The organism is Streptomyces sp. WG7 (assembly GCF_049975785.1).
In the GTDB taxonomy this organism is placed as follows: Bacteria; Actinomycetota; Actinomycetes; order Streptomycetales; family Streptomycetaceae; genus Streptomyces.
The window spans coordinates 59,020-80,498 of record NZ_JBNGGE010000014.1; the positions used below are offsets into that span (position 1 = coordinate 59,020).

Sequence of the window (21,479 nt, forward strand, 5' to 3'; positions counted from 1 at the left end):
TGACCGGCTGAGCCCCGTGCGTGCCGAACGCGTCTTCGCGTACGGCGCCGCCGCCGGCCTCCTCGGTGACCTCCTCCTCGGCGATCCGCGCCGCGGACACCCGGTCGCCGCGTTCGGCCGTGCCGCCGGTGCCGTGGAACGGGTGCTGTGGCGTGACCACCGCGGGTGGGGCGCGCTGCACACCGCCGTGTGCGCCGGTGGCGCCGCCGCCCTCGGGCTGGCCGCCACCCGCGCCGTACGCCGCTCCCCCGCCGCCTCCGTCGCGCTGACCGCCGCCGCCACCTGGTCGGTGGTCGGCGGGACCTCGCTCGCCCGCGAGGCGAGCGCCATCGGCCGTGCCCTGGAGGCCGGCGACGTCGAGGCGGCCCGCGCGCGGCTGCCGCACCTGTGCGGGCGGGACCCGCAGGCGCTGGACGCCGACGGGATTGCCCGGGCCGTCGTGGAGTCCGTCGCCGAGAACACCTCGGACGCGGTGGTGGGCGCCCTGGTGTGGGGCGCCGTGGCCGGAGTGCCGGGGCTGGCCGGCTTCCGGGCCGTGAACACCCTGGACGCGATGGTCGGCCACAAGTCGCCCCGGTATCGCCGCTACGGCTGGGCCTCGGCCCGGCTCGACGACCTCGCGGGCTGGCCCGGCGCCCGGCTGACCGCCGTCCTGGCCACCGTGGCCGGCGGCGATCCGCGGGGCGCCGTACGGGCCTGGCGCGCCGACGCCGCACAGCACCCGAGCCCCAACGCCGGTCCCGTGGAGGCCTCCTTCGCGGGCGCCCTGGGCGTGCGGCTCGGCGGGACGCTCTCCTACGGGGGGCGCGTCGAGCACCGGCCCGTCCTCAACGGGGCGGCGGGACGCGCCGTCCGGGCCGGTTCCGGCGACATCGACCGGGCCGTACGGCTCTCCCGGCGCGTGGGCTGGCTGGCGCTCGGCGTGTGCGCGGGCGCGCGGCTGCTCGGCCGCCGGGCACTCACGAAGGGACGTGACTCATGAGCGGTGGCCTCCTCGTCGCCGGCACCACCTCCGACGCCGGCAAGAGCGTCGTCACCGCCGGGATCTGCCGCTGGCTGGTGCGTCAGGGCGTCAAGGTCGCGCCCTTCAAGGCGCAGAACATGTCGCTGAACTCCTTCGTCACCCGCGAGGGCGCCGAGATCGGGCGGGCGCAGGCCATGCAGGCCCAGGCGTGCCGCGTGGAGCCGACCGCGCTGATGAACCCGGTGCTGCTCAAGCCGGGCGGCGAGCAGAGCAGCCAGGTCGTGCTGCTCGGCAAGCCGGTCGGCGAGATGAGCGCCCGCGGCTACCACGGCGGGCGGCAGCAGCGGCTGCTCGGCACCGTGCTGGACTGTCTGGCCGAACTGCGGGACACGTACGACGCGGTGATCTGCGAGGGGGCGGGCAGTCCGGCCGAGATCAACCTGCGCCGGACCGACATCGTGAACATGGGGATCGCCCGGGGCGCCGGGTTCCCCGTGCTCGTCGTCGGCGACATCGACCGCGGGGGCGTCTTCGCGTCCTTCTTCGGCACGGTGGCGCTGCTGGCGCCCGAGGACCAGGCGCTGGTCGCCGGGTTCCTCGTCAACAAGTTCCGCGGCGACGTGTCCCTGCTGGAACCCGGCCTGAACATGCTGCACGGCCTGACCGGGCGGCGGACGTACGGCGTGCTGCCCTTCCGGCACGGGCTCGGCATCGACGAGGAGGACGGGCTGCGCGTCTCGCTGCGGGGGACGGTGCGGGAGTCGGCCGTCGCGCCGCCCGTCGGCGAGGACGTGCTGCGGGTCGCCGTCTGCGCGGTCCCGCTGATGTCCAACTTCACCGACGTCGACGCGCTCGCCGCCGAGCCGGGCGTCGTGGTGCGCTTCGCGGACCGGCCGGAGGAGCTGGCCGACGCGGATCTCGTCATCGTGCCGGGGACGCGGGGGACGGTCCGGGCGCTGGAGTGGCTGCGGGAGCGGGGGCTCGCGGACGCCATCGCGCGCCGGGTGGCCGAGCGGCGGCCCGTGCTCGGCATCTGCGGCGGTTTCCAACTGCTCGGCGAGCACATCGAGGACGACGTCGAGTCCCGCGCCGGGCACGTGGACGGGCTCGGACTGCTGCCCGTGCGCGTGCGGTTCGCGCGCGAAAAGACCCTCACGCGGCCGGTGGGCGAGGCCCTCGGCGAACACGTCGAGGGGTACGAGATCCACCACGGGGTCGCCGAAGTGACCGGGGGCGAGCCCTTCTTGGACGGCTGCCGGGTCGGCCAGACCTGGGGCACGCACTGGCACGGCTCGCTGGAGTCGGACGGCTTCCGGCGGGCGTTCCTGCGCGAGGTGGCCGCCGCCGCGGGCCGCCGCTTCGTGCCGGCTCCCGACACCTCGTTCGCCGCGCTGCGCGAGGAGCAGCTCGACCGGCTAGGCGACCTCATCGACCAGCACGCGGACACGGACGCGCTGTGGCGGCTCATCGAGTCCGGCGCGCCCCGAGGACTGCCCTTCATTCCACCAGGAGCGCCCGCATGAGCACAGTGTTGTTGTTGTCCACCGCCGACACGGACCTGCTGGCGGCCCGAGCGTCGGACGCCGCCTACCGCATCGGCAACCCGACCCGGGTCGACGTGACGGAGGAGCTGCCGGGACTCGTCGAGGGCGCGGACGTCGCCGTCGTGCGCCTGCTCGGCGGCAAGCGCGCCTGGGAGGACGGGCTCGCCGCGCTGAAGGCCGCCGGTGTGCCGACCGTCCTGCTCGGCGGCGAGAGCGTGCCGGACGCGGAGCTCATGGCGGAGTCGTCGGTGCCGGCCGGGGTCGTGGCGGAGGCGCTGCGCTACCTCGTCGAGGGCGGCCCCGCCAACCTCACGCAGCTGGCGCGCTTCCTGTCGGACACGGTGCTGCTGACCGGCGAGGGCTTCGACGAGCCGGAGAAGATGCCGGAGTACGGCCTCCACGGCGAGCGGGCGTTCACCGAGGGCCGCCCGACGGTCGGCGTGCTCTTCTACCGCGCCCACCAGCTGAGCGGCAACACCGCCTTCGTCGACACGCTGTGCGACGCGATCGAGGCGCACGGCGCCAACGCGCTGCCCGTGTACTGCGGTTCGCTGCGCGGCGCGGACGCCGGGCTGTACGAGCTGCTGGGCCGGGCCGACGCCCTGGTCGCCACCGTCCTCGCGGCGGGCGGCACGCACGCCTCGCAGGCGTCGGCGGGCGGCGACGAGGAGGCCTGGGACATCGGCGCGCTGGCCGACCTGAACGTCCCGGTGCTGCAAGGGCTCTGCCTGACCTCGTCGCGCGCCGCGTGGGAGGCGTCCGACGCCGCCCTCTCCCCCATGGACGCGGCGATGCAGGTCGCCATCCCGGAGTTCGACGGGCGCCTGGTCACGGTGCCGTTCTCCTTCAAGGAGCAGGGGCCGGACGAGGTGCCGGTGTACGTCGCCGACCCCGAGCGGGCCGGCCGGGTCGCCGGGATCGCCGTACGGCACGCGGCCCTGAAGCACAAGGCGAACGCCGAGAAGAAGCTCGCGCTCGTCTTCACCGCGTACCCGACCAAGCACTCCCGCGTCGGCAACGCGGTCGGTCTCGACACCCCGGCGTCGGCGGTGCGGGTCCTGGACGCGCTGCGGGACGCGGGGTACTCCCTCACCGACTACCCGTCCGGCGGCGACGAGCTGATCCACCGGCTCATCGAGGCGGGCGGCCACGACGTCGAGTGGCTGACGGAGGACCAGCTGGCCGCCGCGCCCGCGCGGGTGCCGCTCGCCGACTACCGGGCGTGGTTCGAGAAGCTCGACCCGGACCTCAAGGGAGCCATGCGGGAGGCGTGGGGCGAGCCGCCCGGCTCGCTGTACGTCGACGGGGACGACATCGTGCTCGCGTCGCTCCAGTTCGGGAACGTCGTCGTCATGATCCAGCCGCCGCGCGGCTTCGGCGAGAACCCGATCGCGATCTACCACGACCCCGACATGCCGCCGTCGCACCACTACATGGCCGCGTACCGCTGGCTGGACAACAGTTTCGGCGCCGACGCGATCGTGCACATGGGCAAGCACGGCACGATGGAGTGGCTGCCCGGCAAGGGCCTCGGGCTGAGCGCCGGGTGCGCGCCCGACGCGGTCCTGGGCGACCTGCCGCTGATCTACCCGTTCATCGTCAACGACCCCGGCGAGGGCACCCAGGCCAAGCGACGCGGACACGCCACGGTCGTCGACCACCTGGTCCCGCCGATGGCGCGTGCCGACACCTACGGCGACCTCGCCAAGCTGGAGCAGCTGCTGGACGAGTACGCGCTCGTCTCCGACCTGGACCCGGTGAAGGCACCGGCGGTCCGCGCGCAGATCTGGACGCTGGTCAAGGCGGCCGAGCTCCATCACGACCTGCACGTGGACGACCAGCCGGACGACGACGCGTTCGACGAGTTCGTCATGCACATCGACGGCTATCTGTGCGAGATCAAGGACGTGCAGATCCGCGACGGCCTGCACATCCTCGGCGGCGGCCCGGTCGGTGAGCCACGCGTCAACCTCGTGCTGGCCGTGCTGCGCGCCTCGCAGGTGTGGGGCGGGCAGGCGAACGCGCTGCCGGGGCTGCGGGCGTCGCTGGCCGAGCACTTCGGGCTGGTGGAGAAGGAGCTGCTGGCGGAGCCGGGCGCGCCGGTGAAGGTGCCGGTGGAGCTGACGGACCTGGTCGACGGGCCTTCCCGCAGCGCCGCCGACGCGGTCGACCTGCTGGAGCAGCTGTGCCGGCGGTTCGCGGAGGGGATGGAGTCCCGTGCGTGGGACACCGCGGCCGTACCGGCCCTGGTGCGCGAGGTGCTGGGCGGCGCCGAACTCCCCGACGCGGTGGCCGTGCTGGAGTTCGCCTGCACGGAGGTCGTGCCGCGGCTGGCCCGGACGACGGACGAGATCGGGCACATCCTGCGTGCCCTGGACGGCGGTTACGTCCCGGCGGGCCCGTCGGGCTCCCCGACCCGCGGGCTGGTCAACGTCCTGCCGACCGGCCGGAACTTCTACTCCGTCGACCCGAAGGCGATCCCTTCCCGGCTGAGCTGGGAGGTCGGCCAGTCCCTCGCGGACTCGCTGATCCAGCGCTATCTGAGCGACACCGGCGAATACCCGAAGTCCGTCGGCCTCACGGTGTGGGGCACGTCCGCGATGCGCACCCAGGGCGACGACATCGCGGAGATCCTGGCGCTGCTGGGCTGCCGTCCGGTGTGGGACGACGCTTCGCGCCGGGTCACCGGCTTCGAGATCGTGCCCCCGGCGGAGCTGGGCCGGCCGCGCGTCGACGTCACGGTGCGCATCTCGGGCTTCTTCCGCGACGCGTTCCCGCACGTCGTGGGGCTGATCGACGATGCGGTGCGGGCGGTGGCGGAGCTGGACGAACCCGCCGACCAGAACTACGTGCGCGCCCACGCCGACGCGGACACCGCCGAGCACGGCGACCGGCGCCGGGCGACGGCCCGCATCTTCGGTTCCAAGCCGGGCGCGTACGGCGCCGGCCTGCTGCCGCTGATCGACGCCCGCAACTGGAGAAGCGACGCGGACCTCGCCGAGGTGTACGCGGTGTGGGGCGGCTACGCCTACGGGCGTGGGCTCGACGGGCGGGCGGCGCGCGGGGACATGGAGACGGCGTTCCGGCGGATCGCGGTCGCCGCGAAGAACGTGGACACCCGCGAGCACGACCTCGTCGACGCCGACGACTACTTCCAGTACCACGGCGGCATGGTCGCCATGGTGCGGCACCTGACGGGGACGAGTCCGGAGGCGTACGTCGGTGACTCGGCGACCCCGGACCAGGTGAAGACTCGGACGCTGGGCGAGGAGACGCACCGGGTCTTCCGGGCCCGCGTGGTCAACCCGCGCTGGATGGCGGCGATGCGCCGGCACGGCTACAAGGGTGCTTTCGAGATGGCGGCGACCGTCGACTACCTCTTCGGGTACGACGCCACGGCCGGGGTCGTGGACGACTGGATGTACGAGAAGCTCAGCGCCGAGTACGTCTTCGACGCGGAGAACCGGGACTTCATGAAGAAGTCCAACCCGTGGGCGCTGCGGGGCATCACGGAGCGGCTGCTGGAGGCGGCCGACCGCGGTCTGTGGGCCGAACCGGACGCGGAGACCCTGGAGCGGCTGCGCGCCACCTATCTGGAGCTCGAGGGCGACTTGGAGGGCGACGAGAAGTGAGTACCCCGTTCCCGTTCACGGCCGTCGTGGGTCAGGACGACCTGCGGCTCGCGCTGCTGCTGAACGCCGTCTCCCCGGCGGTCGGCGGCGTGCTGGTGCGCGGCGAGAAGGGCACCGCCAAGTCCACGGCGGTGCGCGCGCTGTCGGCGCTGATGCCGGAGGTGGACGTCGTCTCCGGGTGCCGGTTCTCCTGCGACCCGCACTCCCCCGACCCCAGCTGCCCGGACGGACCGCACGAGCCGGGGGCCTCGGGCTCCCGGCCGGCCCGGATGGTCGAGCTGCCCGTCGGTGCCTCCGAGGACCGGCTGGTGGGCGCCCTCGACATCGAGCGGGCCCTCGCGGAGGGCGTGAAGGCCTTCGAGCCGGGCCTGCTGGCCGACGCGCACCGCGGCATCCTCTACGTCGACGAGGTCAACCTCCTCCACGACCACTTGGTGGACCTGCTCCTCGACGCGGCGGCGATGGGTGCCTCGTACGTGGAGCGCGAGGGTGTGTCGGTGCGGCACGCCTCGAAGTTCCTGCTCGTCGGCACCATGAACCCCGAGGAGGGCGAGCTGCGGCCGCAGCTCCTCGACCGGTTCGGGCTGACCGTGGAGGTCGCCGCCTCGCGCGAGCCCGACCAACGCGTCGAGGTCGTACGGCGCCGGCTCGCGTACGACGACGACCCTGCCGGTTTCGCCGCGCGCTGGGCCGACGAGGAAACCGCCGTACGGGCGCGGATCGTGGCGGCGCGGGCGCTGCTGCCGTCGGTGCGGCTCGGGGACGGGGCGCTGCGGCAGATCGCGGCGACCTGTGCCGCCTTCGAGGTGGACGGCATGCGCGCCGACATCGTGATGGCGCGGACGGCCACCGCGCTGGCGGCCTGGGCCGGGCGGACGGACGTACTCGCGGAGGATGTGCGGCAGGCCGCGCTGCTGGCGCTGCCGCACCGGCGGCGGCGCAACCCGTTCGACGCGCCGGGCCTCGACGAGGACAAGCTCGACGAGACGCTGGAGGAGTTCGGCGGGCAGGACGGGGACGGTGGCGGGGACGACGATCCCGACCCGGGCCCCGACGGTCCCGGTGGGCCGGGTGGTCAGCCGGAGCCCGACGACGCCCCGGCCGGTGACGGCGACGCCGCCGCGCGGCCCGAGGCCGGGGAGGGCGGGGAGCCGCAGCCTTCCGGGTCCGGGGCCGGTGAGCAGTCGCCCGCGCGTGCCGCCGAGCCGTTCCGCACCAAGGTGCTGAGCGTGCCGGGGCTCGGCGAGGGGGCCGCCGGGCGGCGGTCCCGGGCGCGGACCGAGCACGGGCGGACGACCGGGGCCCGGCGGCCCCGGGGGGCGCTGACCAAGCTGCACCTGGCCGCGACCGTGCAGGCGGCGGCGCCGCACCAGCGGGCGCGGGGGCGCAGCGGCCCGGGGCTGGTGGTGCGGCGGGACGATCTGCGGCAGGCGACCCGTGAGGGGCGTGAGGGCAACCTCGTGCTGTTCGTGGTCGACGCCTCCGGGTCGATGGCCGCGCGGCAGCGGATGAGCGCCGTGAAGGGTGCCGTGGTGTCGCTGCTGCTGGATGCCTACCAGCGGCGGGACAAGGTGGGGCTGGTGACCTTCCGGGGTTCGGCCGCCGAGGTCGCGCTGCCGCCGACCTCGTCGGTGGACGCGGCGGCGGTCCGGCTGGAGTCTCTGCCGACGGGCGGGCGGACGCCGCTGGCGGCCGGGCTGCTGCGCGCCCATGAGGTGCTGCGGGTGGAGCGCTTGCGGGATCCCGCGCGGCGGGCGCTGGTAGTCGTGGTGACCGACGGCCGGGCCACCGGCGGCCCTGAGCCGGTCGCCCTGGCCGGGCGGGCCGCACGGCTGTTCGCCGCCGAGGGCACCGCCTCCGTCGTCGTGGACTGCGAGTCGGGGCCGGTGCGGCTCGGGCTGGCCGGGCGGCTCGCGGGTGAGCTGGGCGGTACGGCGGTGACGCTGGACGAGCTGCGGGCGGATTCGATCGCCGGGCTGGTCAGGGACGTGCAGGGAACGAGGAGGGCCGCGTAGTGCCGAAGGGACAGCCGAATGTCGTACCGGACGACGGTCTGACGACCCGTCAGCGCCGTAATCGTCCGCTGGTCGTCGTGCACACGGGCATCGGCAAGGGCAAGTCCACCGCCGCCTTCGGGCTGGCGCTGCGGGCGTGGAACCAGGGGTGGCCGATCGGGGTGTTCCAGTTCGTCAAGTCGGCGAAGTGGAAGGTCGGCGAGGAGAACGCGCTGCGGGTGCTGGGCGCCAGTGGTGAGGGCGGGTCCGTCGACTGGCACAAGATGGGCGAGGGCTGGTCCTGGGTCCAGCGGGACGCCCAGATGGACAACGAGGAGAAGGCCCGGGAGGGCTGGGAGCAGGTCAAGCGCGACCTGGCCGCCGAGACGTACAAGCTGTACGTGCTGGACGAGTTCGCCTACCCGATGCACTGGGGGTGGATCGACACCGACGAGGTCGTGTCCGTGCTGCGGGAGCGGCCCGGGACCCAGCACGTCGTGATCACCGGGCGGAACGCGCCGGAGAAGCTGGTGGAGTTCGCCGACCTCGTCACCGACATGTCCAAGGTCAAGCATCCGATGGACGCGGGGCAGAAGGGGCAGAGGGGCATCGAGTGGTGACCTCGCCGGCCTCGCCCTCCGCACCGGCCGCGTCCGTGCCCCGGCTGGTCGTCGCCGCTCCCTCCTCGGGCAGCGGCAAGACCACCGTCGCCACCGGGCTGATGGCCGCGCTCGCCGCGCGCGGGTTCGCCGTGTCCCCGCACAAGGTCGGCCCCGACTACATCGACCCCGGCTACCACGCGCTCGCCACCGGGCGGACGGGGCGGAACCTGGACGCCTACCTGTGCGGGCCCGAGCTGGTCGGGCCGCTGTTCCTGCACGGGGCGCACGGCTGCGACATCGCCGTCGTCGAGGGCGTGATGGGGCTGTACGACGGGGCCGCCGGCGAAGGCGAGCTGGCGTCCACCGCCCAGGCCGCCAAGCTGCTGCGGGCGCCGGTCGTACTCGTCGTCGACGCGTCGTCGCAGTCGCGGTCGGTGGCGGCGCTGGTGCACGGGTTCGCGTCCTGGGACCCGGAGGTGCGGGTCGGGGGCGTGATCCTCAACAAGGTCGGGTCGGACCGGCACGAGGTGCTGCTGCGGGAGGCGCTGGAGTCGGCAGGGGTGCCGGTGCTCGGGGTCCTGCGGCGGGCCGCTCAGGTCGAGACGCCGTCGCGGCACCTGGGACTGGTACCGGTCGCCGAGCGGGGTCCGCAGGCGGTCGAGGCCGTGGCCGCGATGGCCGCGCAGGTCGCCGACGGGTGCGACCTGGAGGCGCTGGTCGCGCTGGCGCGCGGCGCCGGGCCGCTCTCCTGCGCGGCTTGGGACGCGGGTGAGGTGCTCTCCGCGGTGCTCCCCGCGGCTCCCCCGGTGGGGGAACCCCCGCACGCGCCGGTGGTCGCCCTGGCCGGCGGGGCGGCGTTCACGTTCTCGTACGCCGAGCACGCCGAGCTGCTCGCCGCCGCCGGGGCCGAGGTCGTCGTCTTCGATCCGTTGCGGGACGAGGAGCTGCCCGAGGGGACCCGGGGGCTGGTGATCGGGGGCGGGTTCCCCGAGGTGTACGCCTCGGAGCTGTCCGCCAACGAAGGGCTGCGGAAGTCCGTCGCCGAGCTGGCGCTGAGCGGTGCGCCGGTCGCCGCCGAGTGCGCCGGGCTGCTGTACCTGTGCCGGGAGCTGGACGGGCTGCCCATGTGCGGGGTGCTGGACGCGTCCGCGCGGATGTCGGAGCGGCTGACGCTGGGCTACCGGGACGCCGTCGCCGTGTCCGGCAGCGCGCTGGCCGTCGCGGGGACGCGGATGCGGGGGCACGAGTTCCACCGGACGGTCGTGGAGCCGGGGGCCGGGGCGGCGCCGGCGTGGGGGATGCGGGCGCCCGAGCGGCGCGTCGAGGGATTTGTGGAGCGCGGTGTGCACGCGAGCTATCTGCACACGCACTGGGCGTCCGAGCCCGGTGTCGCCCGTCGGTTCGTGGAGAGGTGCCGGACGTCATGAGCAGCAGGCTGATCGGTGTGGGAGTCGGGCCCGGGGATCCGGAGCTGGTGACCGTCAAGGGGGTCAACGCGCTGCGGGCCGCCGACGTCGTCGTCGTACCCGTGATGGACACGGGAGAGCGGGGGCGGGCCGAGGCCACCGTGCTGCACTACGTGGGCGGCGAGAAGGTCGTACGGGTCGTGTTCGCGCTCAACGAGCGCACCGACCGGGCGCGGCGCGAGGCGGCCTGGGACGCGGCCGGGGAGCGGGTGGCCGGGCTGCTGCGGGAGCACGGCCGCGTCGCCTTCGCCACCATCGGCGACCCCAACGTGTACTCGACCTTCACCTATCTCGCGCAGACCGTCGGCGGCCTCGTGCCGGGCACCGTCGTGGAGACCGTGCCCGGCATCACCGCCATGCAGGACCTCGCGGCGCGGTCGGGTGCCGTGCTGACGGAGGGCACCGAGCCGCTGACCCTGGTGCCGGTCACCGCGGGGTCCGCCGTGCTCAAGGACGCGTTGAACGGGCCCGGCACGGTCGTCGCCTACAAGTTCGGCCGGCAGGCCGCCGAGGTCGCCGAGGCGCTGCGGGAGACCGGGCGGCTGGACGACGCCGTGTGGGGGTCGGCGCTGGGGCTGCCGGAGGAGTCCCTGCGGGCGGCGGCGGACCTGGACGGGGCTCCGCTGCCCTATCTGTCGACGCTCATCGCGCCCGCCCGGCGCGAGGGCGGGCGGGGCGGGAAACTGTGACCGTCCGTCCGGGGGGCCGCCGCTCACTCGGCGATGCCCACCACCAGCCAGATGAACGCCGCGCCGGCGACCGTGCACAGCAGGGTCGGGCGGGCGGGGTGCTCGTGATGGGCCTCGGGGAGGATCTCGGCGGCGGCGAGGTAGAGCAGTACGCCGCCGAAGAGGCCGAGATACGCGCCGAGCGCCCCTTCCGGGATCGTGAAGAGCAGGGTGGAGGCGGCCCCGGCCACGGGTGCCAGGGCGTCGGCGACCAGCATCGCGATCGCGCGGCGGCGGGCGTTCCCGTACAGGCTGGTCAGCGTGTAGGTGTTGAAGCCGTCCGCGAAGTCGTGGGCGATCACGGCCATCGCGACCGCCGCGCCCATTCCGCCGCCGACCTGGAAGGCCGCGCCGATCGCCACGCCGTCCATCGCGCTGTGGCCGACCATCGCGGCGGCGGCCGTCAGGCCCACCTGGGGCGAGCGCTGTCCGTGTTCGTCGGCGCCGTGCGCGGCGCGGCGGGCGGCCAGCAGGCGTTCCACGAGGTGCGCGAGCAGGAATCCGGCGACGAAGAGCAGCAGTGCCTCGGGCACGCCGAACACCTCGCCGCCCGCCGCTTCCAGCGCCTCCGGCAGCAGGTCGAGGCCGACCACGCCCAGTATCAGGCCGCCGGCCAGGCCCAGGACCAGGTGGCGCCGGTCGGTCACGCGCTGTGCCGTCCAGCCGCCGGCCAGCGTCATCAGGAACGCGCCGAGCGCTACGAAGACCGCCATGGGCCCTTGCTATCCGATCAGAGCGCGTATCCGTGCGCACCACAGCAGCAACCGCAGTAAATATGCGTAGGAGAGGACCGATTCCCATGGCTCCCGAGGCTTCCGCGGCTCCCGAGGCTTCCGTGACTCCCGAAGCCTCCGTGACTTCCACGGCTTCCGTGACTTCCGGGGCTCCCGCAGTTCCCGAGGCTCCCGTGACTCCCGAAGCCTCCGTGACTCCCGAAGCCTCCGTGACTTCCGCAGTTCCCTCGGCTCCTGCGGCTCCCGAGGTTTCTCCGGCCGCCACGGCAGCCGCGGCCGAGGACCCCGTCGGCAAGGTGACCTTCGTCGGTGCCGGTCCCGGCGCCGCCGACCTGCTGACGTTCCGCGCCGCGCGTGCCATCGCCGAGGCCGACGTCGTGATCTGGGCGGCGAGCCTGGTCCAGGCGGAGGTCCTCCAGCACGCGCGGGGGGACGCGGAGGTCCTGGACTCGGCGACGATGTCGCTGGAGGACGTCGTGGCCGTCTACCGGCGGGCGCGTCAGCAGGGGCTGCGGGTGGCCCGCATCCACTCCGGCGACCCGGCCCTGTGGGGCGGTACGCAGGAACAGCTCGACCGGTGCGCGGAGATCGGTATCGCGACCGAGATCGTGCCCGGCGTCTCCGCCTTCTCCGCGGTCGCCGCGCTCGCGCAGCGGGAGCTGACCATCCCGGAGGTCGCGCAGTCCGTCGTCCTGACCCGGCTCGGCGGCGGCAAGACGCCGATGCCGCCCGGGGAGGAGGTCCGCGAGTTCGCGAAGCACGGCACCACCATGGCGATCTTTCTGTCGGCGGCCCGCAGCGGCCAGCTGGTGCGGGAGCTGCTGGAGGGCGGCTATCCGACCGAGACGCCGGTCGTCGTCGCGTACCAGGCCACCTGGCCGGAGGAGCTGGTCGTGCGGTGCACGATCGGCACGCTGGAGGAGACGGTCAAGGAGCACAAGCTCTGGAAGCACACCCTGTTCCTGGTCGGCCCGGCCCTCGACGCGCACGGCACCCGCTCGCACCTGTACCACCCGGGGCACTTCCACGGCTACCGCAAGGCCGACCCCCAGGCGCGCCGGGAGCTGCGCACCCGGGGTGCGAGCACGTGATCACCGTGGTGGGGATGGGGGCCGGCGCGCCGCCCGGCGAGGACGTCGCCGCCGGTGCGGAGCTGGTCGTCGGCGGGCGGCGCCACCTGGACGCCGTACGGCTGCCGGACGGTGCCGAGCGGGTCGTGCTCGGGGCGCTCGCGCCCGCCCTCGACACGGTCGCGGAGTACGTCGCGAAGGGGCGGCGGGTGGTCGTGCTGGCCTCCGGTGACCCGGGGTTCTTCGGGATCGTGCGGGTGCTGGCCGAGCGGTTCGGGCCGGAGCGGCTGGACGTGCGGCCCGGTGTCTCCTCCGTCGCCGCCGCGTTCGCGCGGGCCGGGCTGCCGTGGGACGACGCGGTGGTGGCCAGCGCGCACGGGCGGGACCCGCGGACGGCGGTGAACCTGTGCCGGGCCCACCCGAAGGTCGCCGTGCTGACGGGGCCCGGGGCCGGCCCGGCGGAACTCGGCGCCGCGCTGCGGGACGACCCGCGGGTCCTCGTCGTCGCCTCCGCGCTGGGCTCCGCCGAGGAGCGCGTGGAGCGGGTGACTCCCGCCGAGGCCGCCGTCCGTGACTGGGGGACGGCGGTGAGCGTGGTGCTGTGCCTGGACGAGGCACGGGCGCCGGCCCCGGTACGGACGGTCGCCGGGCCTCGGCCGGGTCCCGCCGGGTGGGCGCTGGACGAGGCCGAGTTCGCGCACCGCGACTCGATGATCACGAAGTTCGAGGTGCGGGCGCTGGCGCTGGCCCGGCTCGGGCCCCGCCCCGGCGACCTGGTCTGGGACGTCGGCGCGGGCTCCGGTTCCGTCGCCGTGGAGTGCGCGCGGCTCGGCGCCGCCGTCACCGCCGTCGAGAAGACGCCGGACGGTGTCGATCGCGTCCGCGCCAACGCCGCCGCGCACGGCGTCGACGTCCGGGTGGTGCAGGGGGCGGCGCCCGCGGCGCTGTCCGGCCTGGACGACGACCCGGACGCCGTGTTCGTCGGCGGTGGCGGGCGCGAACTGCCCGCGATCGTCGCGCGGTGCGCGCGACGGGCGCGGCGGACCGTGGTCGTCGCCATGGCCGCGCTGGACCGGGTGCCGGCGGCCCGCCGGGCCCTGCTCGACGCCGGGCTGGAGTGCGACGGGGTGCTGCTGCAGTCGTCCCGGCTCGCGCCGCTGCCGGGGGACGTGACCCGGCTCGCGGCGACCAATCCCGTCTTCCTGCTGTGGGGCGTGAGGCCGCACAGCCGTACCGAAGGAGTTGCCCCTTGATCGGCCTCATTTCCGCCACCTCGGCGGGAGCTGCGGCGCGGGACCGGCTGGCCGCGGCGTGGCCGGACCGCACGCGCGTGTACGGGGGTCCCGTCGCGGACGCCGTGCGGACCGCGTTCGCCGAGTGCGAGCAGCTCGTGTGCTTCCTGGCCACGGGGGCCGTGGTCCGGCTCGTGGCGCCGCTGCTGGACGACAAGCGGACCGACGCCGGTGTGGTGTGCGTCGACGAGGGCGGGCGGTTCGCCGTGTCGCTGGTCGGCGGCCACGGGGGCGGCGCCAACGAACTCGCCCGCGCGGTCGGTGCGGTGCTGGGCGCCGAGCCGGTGGTGACGACGGCGACGGACGCCGTGGGCCTGCCCGGCCTGGACACCCTCGGGCTGCCCGTGGAGGGCGATGTCGCCGGGGTCTCGCGGGCCCTGCTGGACGGCGAGCCGGTCGCGCTGCGGTCGGAGGTGGCCTGGCCGCTGCCGCCGCTGCCGGTCGCCGAGGACGGGGCGTACACGATCCGGCTGACGGACCGTCTGGTGGAGCGGGCCGGGCGCGAGGCCGTCCTGCGTCCGCCGTCCCTGGTCGTCGGCGTCGGCGCGTCCAGGGGGGCGCCGGTCGACGAGGTGCTCGGGCTGGTGGAGGAGGCCCTGCGGGACGCCGGGCTGTCCGCCGCGTCGGTCGCCGAGCTGGCCACCGTGGACGCCAAGGCCGAGGAGCCCGGGATCGTGGGCGCCGCCGAGCGGCTGGGCGTGCCCCTGGTGACGTACGCCGCCGACGAGCTGGCGGGCATCGAGGTGCCCAACCCCTCCGACGCCCCGCTCGCGGCCGTGGGCACCCCGTCGGTCGCGGAGGCGGCGGCGCTGGTGCGCGGCGGCGAACTCCTCGTGCCCAAGCGCAAGTCGGCGGCGACCCCCGCGATGGCGACCTGCGCCGTCGTACGGCGTCCGGGGCGCGGGCGGCTCGCGGTGGTCGGGCTCGGGCCGGGCGCCCGGGACCTGGTCACGCCGCGCGCGCAGGCGGAGTTGCGGCGGGCGTCCGTGCTGGTCGGCCTCGACCAGTACGTCGACCAGATCCGCGACCTGCTGCGGCCCGGCACGCGTGTCCTGGAGTCGGGGCTCGGCGCCGAGGAGGAGCGGGCCCGGACCGCGGTCGAGGAGGCCCGGCGCGGGCACGCCGTGGCGCTGATCGGCAGCGGGGACGCCGGGGTGTACGCCATGGCATCGCCCGCGCTCGCGGAGGCCTCCGACGACATCGACGTGGTCGGGGTGCCGGGCGTGACGGCGGCGCTGGCGGCCGGGGCGATCCTGGGCGCGCCGCTCGGCCACGACCACGTGTCGATCAGCCTGTCCGACCTGCACACGCCGTGGGAGGTCATCGAGCGGCGGGTGCGGGCGGCGGCCGAGGCGGACATCGTCGTGACGTTCTACAACCCGCGCAGCCGGGGCCGGGACTGGCAGCTGCCCAAGGCGCTGGCGATCCTCGCGGAGCACCGGGCACCGGCCACCCCGGTGGGTGTCGTGCGCAACGCGTCGCGGGCCGACGAGTCCAGCCGGCTCACCACGCTCGCCGCTCTCGACCCGGCGACCGTCGACATGATGACCGTCGTGACGGTGGGCAACACCGCGACCCGCGAGATCGCCGGGCGCATGGTGACGCCGCGCGGCTACCGCTGGCAGGAGGAGCCGAAGTGAGCCGTGTCGTCCATCCCATCGAGGAGGAGTCCTACCGGCGGCTGCGCGCCCGCCTGGACACCTCGCACTTCCCGCCGCTGACCCGCGCGGTGGTGGAGCGGGTCATCCACTCCGCCGCCGACCTGGAGTACGCCACCGACCTCGTGACCGACGAGGCCGCGCTGGAGCGGGCGTACGCCGCGCTGCACGCCGGGGCGCCCGTCGTGGTGGACGTCGAGATGGTCGCGGCCGGGATCACCCGGCGGGAGACCGTCTGCCGGCTGAAGGACGCCGTGGCCGGGCCGGGCCTGACCCGTTCGGCACACGCGATCCGGCTCGCGTACGAGCAGGTCGGTCCCGGTGCCCTCTGGGTGATCGGCAACGCGCCGACCGCCCTGGAGGAGCTGCTCACCCTGGACGCCGACCCGGCGCTCGTCATCGGTCTGCCCGTCGGCTTCGTCGGCGCGGCCGAGTCCAAGGCCGCGCTGCGCGAGAGCGGGCTGCCCGCCGTCAGCAACGTGTCCGAGAAGGGTGGTTCGGCGGTCGCCGCCGCCGCGCTGAACGCCCTGCTGTACCACCCCACTTCGTACTCCGATTCGCACTTCGAGGAGAAATCGTGACCACCCCGCCGCCCGCCCTGCTCATCGCCGGACACGGCACCCGGGACGAGGCCGGAGCCGAGGCGTTCCGCGACTTCGTGCGCGAGCTGGGCCGCCGCCACCCCGAACTGCCCGTCGCCGGCGGCTTCATCGAGCTGTCCCCGCCGCCGCTGGGCGAGGCGGTCGCCGAGCTGGTCGAGCGCGGCGTGCGCCGGTTCGCCGCGGTGCCGCTGATGCTGGTCTCCGCCGGACACGCCAAGGGCGACATCCCGGCGGCGCTGTCCCGCGAGAAGGAGCGGCACCCCGGCATCTCGTACACGTACGGGCGTCCGCTGGGCCCGCACCCGGCGCTGCTGCGGGTGCTGGAGCGGCGGCTGGCTCAGGCGGTCGACCCGTCCTGGGACCCCGCCGAGGTGACCGTGCTGCTGGTCGGGCGCGGGTCGACGGACCCGGACGCCAACGCGGAGGTGTTCAAGGCGGCGCGGCTGCTGTGGGAGGGGCGCGGGTACGGGGCCGTGGAGACGGCGTTCGTGTCGCTGGCGAAGCCGGACGTGCCGGGCGGCCTGGACCGGTGCGTGCGCCTCGGGGCGCGGCGGGTCGTGGTCCTGCCGTACTTCCTGTTCACCGGCATCCTCCCGGACCGGGTCCGGCACCAGACCGAGGAGTGGGCCGGCGCGCACCCGGAGACCGAGGTGCGGTCGGCCGACGTCATCGGTCCGGAGCCGGAGCTGCTCGACCTGGTGTGGGAGCGGTACGAGGAGGCCGTCAAGGGCGACCTCCGGATGAACTGCGACAGTTGCGTGTACCGGATCGCGCTGCCCGGGTTCGAGGACAAGGTGGGGCTGCCGCAGCAGCCGCACTTCCACCCCGACGACGACGGCCATCACCACCACGGGCACCATCACGGGCATGGACACGCACACTCCCATGCACACTGAGGCCGGGGCCCGGGCCGGTTCCGGGGGCCCCGACCTGCGGCACCACGGGGACGCCGAGGTCCGCGACGACGGCTCGGCGCTGGTGGACCTCGCGGTGAACGTGCGCGCGGGCACGCCGCCGGACTGGCTGCGCGACCACGTCGCCGCCTCCCTCGGCTCCCTCGCGGCCTACCCGGACGGGCGGGCCGCGCGGGCGGCGGTGGCGGCGCGGCACGGGCTGCCGGTGGAGCGGGTCCTGCTGACGGCGGGCGCGGCCGAGGCGTTCGTGCTGCTGGCGCGGGCCCTGAAGGTGCGCCGGCCGGTCGTGGTGCACCCCCAGTTCACGGAGCCGGAGGCGGCGTTGCGGGACGCGGGGCACACGGTCGACCGGGTGCTGCTGCGGGAGGCGGCCGGCTTCCGGCTGGACCCGGCGGCCGTCCCCGAGGACGCCGACCTGGTGGTGATCGGCAACCCGACCAACCCGACGTCGGTGCTGCACCCGGCGGCCGCGATCGCGGAACTGGCCCGTCCCGGGCGGACGCTGGTCGTGGACGAGGCCTTCATGGACGCGGTGCCGGGCGAGCGGGAGGCGCTGGCCGGGCGCACGGACGTACCCGGGCTGGTCGTCCTGCGCAGCCTCACCAAGACGTGGGGGCTGGCCGGGCTGCGCATCGGATACGTCCTGGCGGCCCCGGAGACGGTCACCGGTCTGGAGCGCGCCCAGCCGCTGTGGCCCGTGTCCACGCCCGCGCTGGCGGCGGCCGAGGTGTGCGTGGCACCACCGGCGCTGGCGGAGACCGCCCACGCCGCCTACCACATCGCCGCGGACCGGGCCCATCTCGTCGCCGGGCTGGCGGAGTTCGCCGGCGCCGGGTTGCGGGTCGCCGAGCCCGCCGAGGGCCCCTTCGTCCTCGTCCGCCTGCCGAACGCGGCCTCGGTACGCCACCGGCTGCGCGACCTCGGGTACGCGGTACGGCGCGGGGACACGTTCCCGGGGCTGGGCGAGGAGTGGCTGCGCCTGGCGGTACGGGACCGGGCCACGACGGACGGCTTCCTGCGGGCGCTGGGGCGGGCGGTGGCGGAACCGGCCTGAGGCGTACGGCCCTCCCCCGGGAGCCCGGCGCGGACGCCCCGCGGTCCGCCCTGGGCTCCGCCGCCCGCCGGTACCTCGCCCGCCTCGCCCGTCGGCATCCCGGGCGGCGGTGCCGGCCGCGACGTACGGGGTCGCCGAGCCGCCGCCCGTCGCCGTCGCCCGCCGCCGTCGCGCCGGTGCGGGCCACCTCGGCGCGCGGGACGCCGACGGGTCGCTTCGGCTAACCGACGACCCGCCCGTTCAGCACCACCCGGCGCGGAGCGGCGAGCACGCGCACGTCCGCGCGCGGGTCCTCGTCGTACACCACCAGGTCCGCCGGCGCGCCCTCGTCCAGACCGGGACGGCCGAGCCACCGCCGGGCGGCCCAGGTCGTCGCGGCGAGGGCCTCGACGGGCGGGATGCCGGCCGTGACCAGTTCGGCGACCTCCGCCGCCGCCAGGCCGTGGGCCAGGGAACCGCCCGCGTCGGTGCCGACGAAGACCGGGATCCCGGCGTCGTAGGCGTCGCGCACCGTGTCGTAGCGGCGTTCGTGGAGCCGGCGCATATGGGCCGACCAGCGCGGGTACCGGGACTCGCCGCCGTCGGCGAGCGCGGGGAAGGTGGCGATGTTGACGAGGGTGGGCACGATGGCGACGCCCCGCTCGGCGAAGAGCGGGATGGTGTCGTCCGTCAGCCCGGTGGCGTGCTCGACGCAGTCGATGCCGGCCTCGACCAGGTCGCGCAGGGAGTCCTCGGCGAAGCAGTGCGCGGTGACGCGGGCGCCCAGGCGGTGGGCCTCGGCGATCGCGGCCTCGACGGCGCCGCGCGGCCAGCAGGCGGACAGGTCGCCGAGGTCCCGGTCGATCCAGTCGCCGACCAGCTTCACCCAGCCGTCACCGCGCCGGGCCTCCTGGGCGACGTACGCGACGAGGTCCTCGGGCTCGACCTCCCAGGCGTAGTTGCGGATGTAGCGGCGGGTGCGGGCGATGTGCCGGCCCGCCCGGATGATCTTCGGGAGGTCCTCGCGGTCGTCGGTCCAGCGGGTGTCGGAGGGCGAGCCCGCGTCGCGGATGAGGAGGGTGCCGGCCTCGCGGTCGGTGAGCGCCTGCTTCTCGGCGACATCCTGGGGGACGGCGCCGTGCTGGTCCAGGCCGACGTGGCAGTGCGCGTCGACCAGGCCGGGCAGCGCCCAGCCCTCGACGGTGCGGACGTCGGCGGCGCCGGCGGGGCGGTCGTGGGAGATCCTGCCGTCGATCACCCACAACTCGTCGCGGACCTCCTCCGGTCCGACGAGCACCCGACCCCTGACGTGCAGCACCGTGCGATCGCTCATGCCCCGCACCTTAGACCGGCCCGCGGGGGTGTTCGAAGGCCCGGTCACCGGCCGCCGTCGCGCGCTGCCGCTCGGGCGCGCAGCTCGGTCGCGTATCCGGCCGCGACGGCACCGGCGACGGCGGTCAGGGCGAGGACGGCGACGCCGGGGTTGACGTAGCCGGGGACGTCGGCGGAGTCGTAGGCGTCACCGTCGGTGGTCTCGCAGCTGAAGCGCAGGGGCAGGTAGGAGACGGAGTAGTCGATGACCCGCCCGGACAGCTCCGGGGACACGCCGGCACGGCAGGGCCGCAGCGGCGCGGAGCCCGTACCGCCGCCCTCCGCCTCCATGGCCGCGAACCCCACGCACAGCAGACCCCAGAGGTACAGCAGGGCGGCGGCCCCGCCCGCGACCCCGGCGACGACGCGGAAGGGCGCGCCCGGCTTGCGCGGCGCGGGAACGGCGGCCGTCGGTGCCGGCTGCGCGCGGGGGTACGTGCCGGGACCCCGGCTCACGAGGGCGGCCGTCACCACCGCGACGAGGAGGAGCAGCAGGAGAGCGAACACGAGTACGAGTTCATCAGCTCGGCGATCATGACGGCTGTGGCGGAAGCCACAATTCCGGGCGTGGGGGTGTCGCAACGGACGGCCTCCGGCGCGAGCGGCGGCGGAGGCCATGGTTACTCTCGACTCCGTACGCGCCGTACACCTGCCCGTGAGCGAAGAGAGCACCACAGTGACCCACCCCTTCCTGGACCTCGCCCCGCTGAGCGCCGGCCGTTTCGCCGCGATCGAGGACCGGGTCGCGCGCCTGCTCGGCACCGGCCAGGACGTCGTGATCATGCAGGGCGAGGCACTGCTGCCGCTGGAGGGTGCGATCCGCGGTGCCGCCGGGCCGGGCACCGTCGCGCTGAACGTGGTCACGGGGCCGTACGGGCAGACGTTCGGGGACTGGCTGCGGGACTGCGGCGCGACCGTGCACGACCTCGCCGTGCCGTTCCACACGGCGGTGACCGCCGAGCAGATCCGCGGGGCCCTGGCCGAGCACCCGGAGATCGACTTCGTCTCCCTGGTGCACGCGGAGGCGGCGACCGGGAACACCAACCCGGTCGCGGAGATCGGTGAGGTGGTGCGGGCGCACGGCGCGCTCTTCTACCTGGACGCCGTGGCCTCCGTGGGCGCCGAGCCGGTCCTGCCGGACGCGTGGGGCGTGGACCTGTGCGTCATCGGGGCCCAGAAGGCGATGGGCGGTCCGGCCGGGGTGTCGGCGGTGTCGGTGAGCGAGCGGGCGTGGGCGCGGATGGCGGCGAACCCCGGGGCGCCGCGCCGGTCGTACCTCTCCCTGCTGGACTGGAGGGAGCGCTGGATCGACGGCGGGCGCAAGGCGCTGCCGCACGCGCCGGCGCAGTTGGAGATGCTCGCCCTGGAGGCGTGCGTGGAGCGCATCGAGGCGGAGGGCCTGGAGACGGTGACGGCACGGCACGCGGCGGCCGCGGCGGCCACCCGGGCCGGCGCGCTCGCGCTGGGCGGCGGCCTGGAGCCGTACGTGTACGAGGCGAAGGACGCGGCGCCGGTCGCGACGACGCTGCGGACGCCGTCCGGCGTCGACGCGTCCGAGCTGGTGGCCCGGGCCCTGGAGTCCGATCCGGCGCTGCCGCTGGCGGCGGGCGGGGGCGCGCTCGCCGGGGAGATGATCCGCGTCAACCACTACGGTCCGCAGGCGACGCGCGGAGCCGTCCAGGGCTCTCTGGCGGCACTGGGTGCCGCGCTGGCCGAGAAGTGCCTGAAGGCCGACCTGGAGGCGGCACGGCGGGCCGTCGAGGACGCCTGGGTCCGGCCGGCCGGCCCCGGACTTTCGGGAGCATGAACTCAAGGGAATTACCGAAGCTCACACAAACAGAATTAACGAATTACACTCAGCACAGCTTCCCGTAT

At 75.2% G+C, this 21,479-nt stretch carries 17 protein-coding genes; 14 read left to right on the top strand and 3 right to left on the bottom strand.

The window, feature by feature from the left end; translation table 11 throughout:
- Positions 1-16 precede the first annotated feature (16 nt).
- The 7 genes from ACP4J0_RS16955 to cobI are packed head-to-tail and all read left to right on the top strand — an operon-like array spanning position 17 to position 10,891.
- On the top strand, positions 17-982 hold the full coding sequence (locus ACP4J0_RS16955) for a cobalamin biosynthesis protein (RefSeq protein ID WP_426599506.1): 966 nt from the start codon (positions 17-19) through the stop codon (positions 980-982).
- On the top strand, positions 979-2,487 hold the full coding sequence (locus ACP4J0_RS16960; RefSeq protein ID WP_426599508.1) for a cobyric acid synthase: 1,509 nt from the start codon (positions 979-981) through the stop codon (positions 2,485-2,487). Before ACP4J0_RS16955 ends, ACP4J0_RS16960 begins: the two co-directional genes overlap by 4 nt.
- On the top strand, positions 2,484-6,140 hold the full coding sequence (cobN, locus tag ACP4J0_RS16965; RefSeq protein ID WP_426599509.1) for a cobaltochelatase subunit CobN: 3,657 nt from the start codon (positions 2,484-2,486) through the stop codon (positions 6,138-6,140). Before ACP4J0_RS16960 ends, cobN begins: the two co-directional genes overlap by 4 nt.
- Positions 6,137-8,155, top strand: coding sequence for a putative cobaltochelatase (locus tag ACP4J0_RS16970; RefSeq protein ID WP_426599511.1), 2,019 nt, complete (start codon positions 6,137-6,139; stop codon positions 8,153-8,155). Before cobN ends, ACP4J0_RS16970 begins: the two co-directional genes overlap by 4 nt.
- Positions 8,155-8,754, top strand: a complete 600-nt coding sequence (cobO, locus tag ACP4J0_RS16975; RefSeq protein ID WP_426599512.1) for a cob(I)yrinic acid a,c-diamide adenosyltransferase — start codon at positions 8,155-8,157, stop codon at positions 8,752-8,754. Before ACP4J0_RS16970 ends, cobO begins: the two co-directional genes overlap by 1 nt.
- A complete protein-coding gene (locus ACP4J0_RS16980) occupies positions 8,748-10,163 on the top strand; it encodes a cobyrinate a,c-diamide synthase (protein WP_426599513.1) in 1,416 nt (471 codons plus the stop codon). Before cobO ends, ACP4J0_RS16980 begins: the two co-directional genes overlap by 7 nt.
- A complete protein-coding gene (cobI, locus tag ACP4J0_RS16985) occupies positions 10,160-10,891 on the top strand; it encodes a precorrin-2 C(20)-methyltransferase (protein ID WP_426599514.1) in 732 nt (243 codons plus the stop codon). Before ACP4J0_RS16980 ends, cobI begins: the two co-directional genes overlap by 4 nt.
- 23 nt (positions 10,892-10,914) lie before the next feature.
- Here cobI and ACP4J0_RS16990 read toward each other — a convergent pair whose 3' ends face one another.
- On the bottom strand, positions 10,915-11,643 hold the full coding sequence (locus ACP4J0_RS16990; protein ID WP_426599515.1) for a ZIP family metal transporter: 729 nt from the start codon (positions 11,641-11,643) through the stop codon (positions 10,915-10,917).
- A 317-nt stretch (positions 11,644-11,960) separates the two neighbouring features.
- On the opposite strand from ACP4J0_RS16990, the gene cobM reads away from it, so the two are divergent.
- From cobM to cobC, 6 genes are read left to right on the top strand one after another with little or no spacing between them, the layout of a single operon-like run.
- Complete coding sequence (gene cobM / locus ACP4J0_RS16995) at positions 11,961-12,755, top strand: precorrin-4 C(11)-methyltransferase (RefSeq protein WP_426599587.1); 795 nt, start codon at positions 11,961-11,963, stop codon at positions 12,753-12,755.
- Positions 12,752-13,987 carry a precorrin-6y C5,15-methyltransferase (decarboxylating) subunit CbiE gene (cbiE, locus tag ACP4J0_RS17000; RefSeq protein WP_426599516.1) on the top strand — a complete coding sequence of 412 codons (1,236 nt, stop codon included), beginning with the start codon at positions 12,752-12,754 and terminating at the stop codon, positions 13,985-13,987. The genes cobM and cbiE overlap by 4 nt, the downstream gene beginning before the upstream one ends.
- Positions 13,984-15,666 carry a precorrin-3B C(17)-methyltransferase gene (cobJ, locus tag ACP4J0_RS17005; protein ID WP_426599517.1) on the top strand — a complete coding sequence of 561 codons (1,683 nt, stop codon included), beginning with the start codon at positions 13,984-13,986 and terminating at the stop codon, positions 15,664-15,666. The genes cbiE and cobJ overlap by 4 nt, the downstream gene beginning before the upstream one ends.
- Entirely contained in the window at positions 15,663-16,265 is a 603-nt protein-coding gene (locus ACP4J0_RS17010) for a precorrin-8X methylmutase (protein WP_426599518.1), read from the top strand. The genes cobJ and ACP4J0_RS17010 overlap by 4 nt, the downstream gene beginning before the upstream one ends.
- Positions 16,262-17,182 (top strand): sirohydrochlorin chelatase, encoded by a 921-nt coding sequence (locus tag ACP4J0_RS17015; RefSeq protein ID WP_426599519.1) that lies wholly within the window; start codon positions 16,262-16,264, stop codon positions 17,180-17,182. The genes ACP4J0_RS17010 and ACP4J0_RS17015 overlap by 4 nt, the downstream gene beginning before the upstream one ends.
- Positions 17,154-18,254, top strand: coding sequence for an Rv2231c family pyridoxal phosphate-dependent protein CobC (cobC, locus tag ACP4J0_RS17020; RefSeq protein ID WP_426599520.1), 1,101 nt, complete (start codon positions 17,154-17,156; stop codon positions 18,252-18,254). The genes ACP4J0_RS17015 and cobC overlap by 29 nt, the downstream gene beginning before the upstream one ends.
- A gap of 220 nt (positions 18,255-18,474) precedes the next feature.
- On the opposite strand, the gene ACP4J0_RS17025 is transcribed toward cobC, so the two are convergent.
- Complete coding sequence (locus ACP4J0_RS17025; protein WP_426599521.1) at positions 18,475-19,566, bottom strand: amidohydrolase family protein; 1,092 nt, start codon at positions 19,564-19,566, stop codon at positions 18,475-18,477.
- 44 nt (positions 19,567-19,610) lie between these two features.
- Entirely contained in the window at positions 19,611-20,111 is a 501-nt protein-coding gene (locus ACP4J0_RS17030; protein ID WP_426599522.1) for a hypothetical protein, read from the bottom strand.
- A 169-nt stretch (positions 20,112-20,280) separates the two neighbouring features.
- Between ACP4J0_RS17030 and ACP4J0_RS17035 the strand changes: the two genes are divergently transcribed.
- Positions 20,281-21,411 (top strand): pyridoxal-phosphate-dependent aminotransferase family protein, encoded by a 1,131-nt coding sequence (locus ACP4J0_RS17035; protein WP_426599588.1) that lies wholly within the window; start codon positions 20,281-20,283, stop codon positions 21,409-21,411.
- Positions 21,412-21,479 lie beyond the last annotated feature (68 nt).

Bases quoted from the DNA above. Each gene is read 5' to 3' on its own strand.
- ACP4J0_RS16960 (WP_426599508.1), top strand. From the start codon at position 979: ATGAGCGGTGGCCTCCTCGTCGCCGGCACCACCTCCGACGCCGGCAAG.
- cobN (WP_426599509.1), top strand. From the start codon at position 2,484: ATGAGCACAGTGTTGTTGTTGTCCACCGCCGACACGGACCTGCTGGCG.
- cobI (WP_426599514.1), top strand. From the start codon at position 10,160: ATGAGCAGCAGGCTGATCGGTGTGGGAGTCGGGCCCGGGGATCCGGAG.
- ACP4J0_RS16990 (WP_426599515.1), bottom strand. From the start codon at position 11,643: ATGGCGGTCTTCGTAGCGCTCGGCGCGTTCCTGATGACGCTGGCCGGC.
- cobC (WP_426599520.1), top strand. From the start codon at position 17,154: ATGGACACGCACACTCCCATGCACACTGAGGCCGGGGCCCGGGCCGGT.
- ACP4J0_RS17025 (WP_426599521.1), bottom strand. From the start codon at position 19,566: ATGAGCGATCGCACGGTGCTGCACGTCAGGGGTCGGGTGCTCGTCGGA.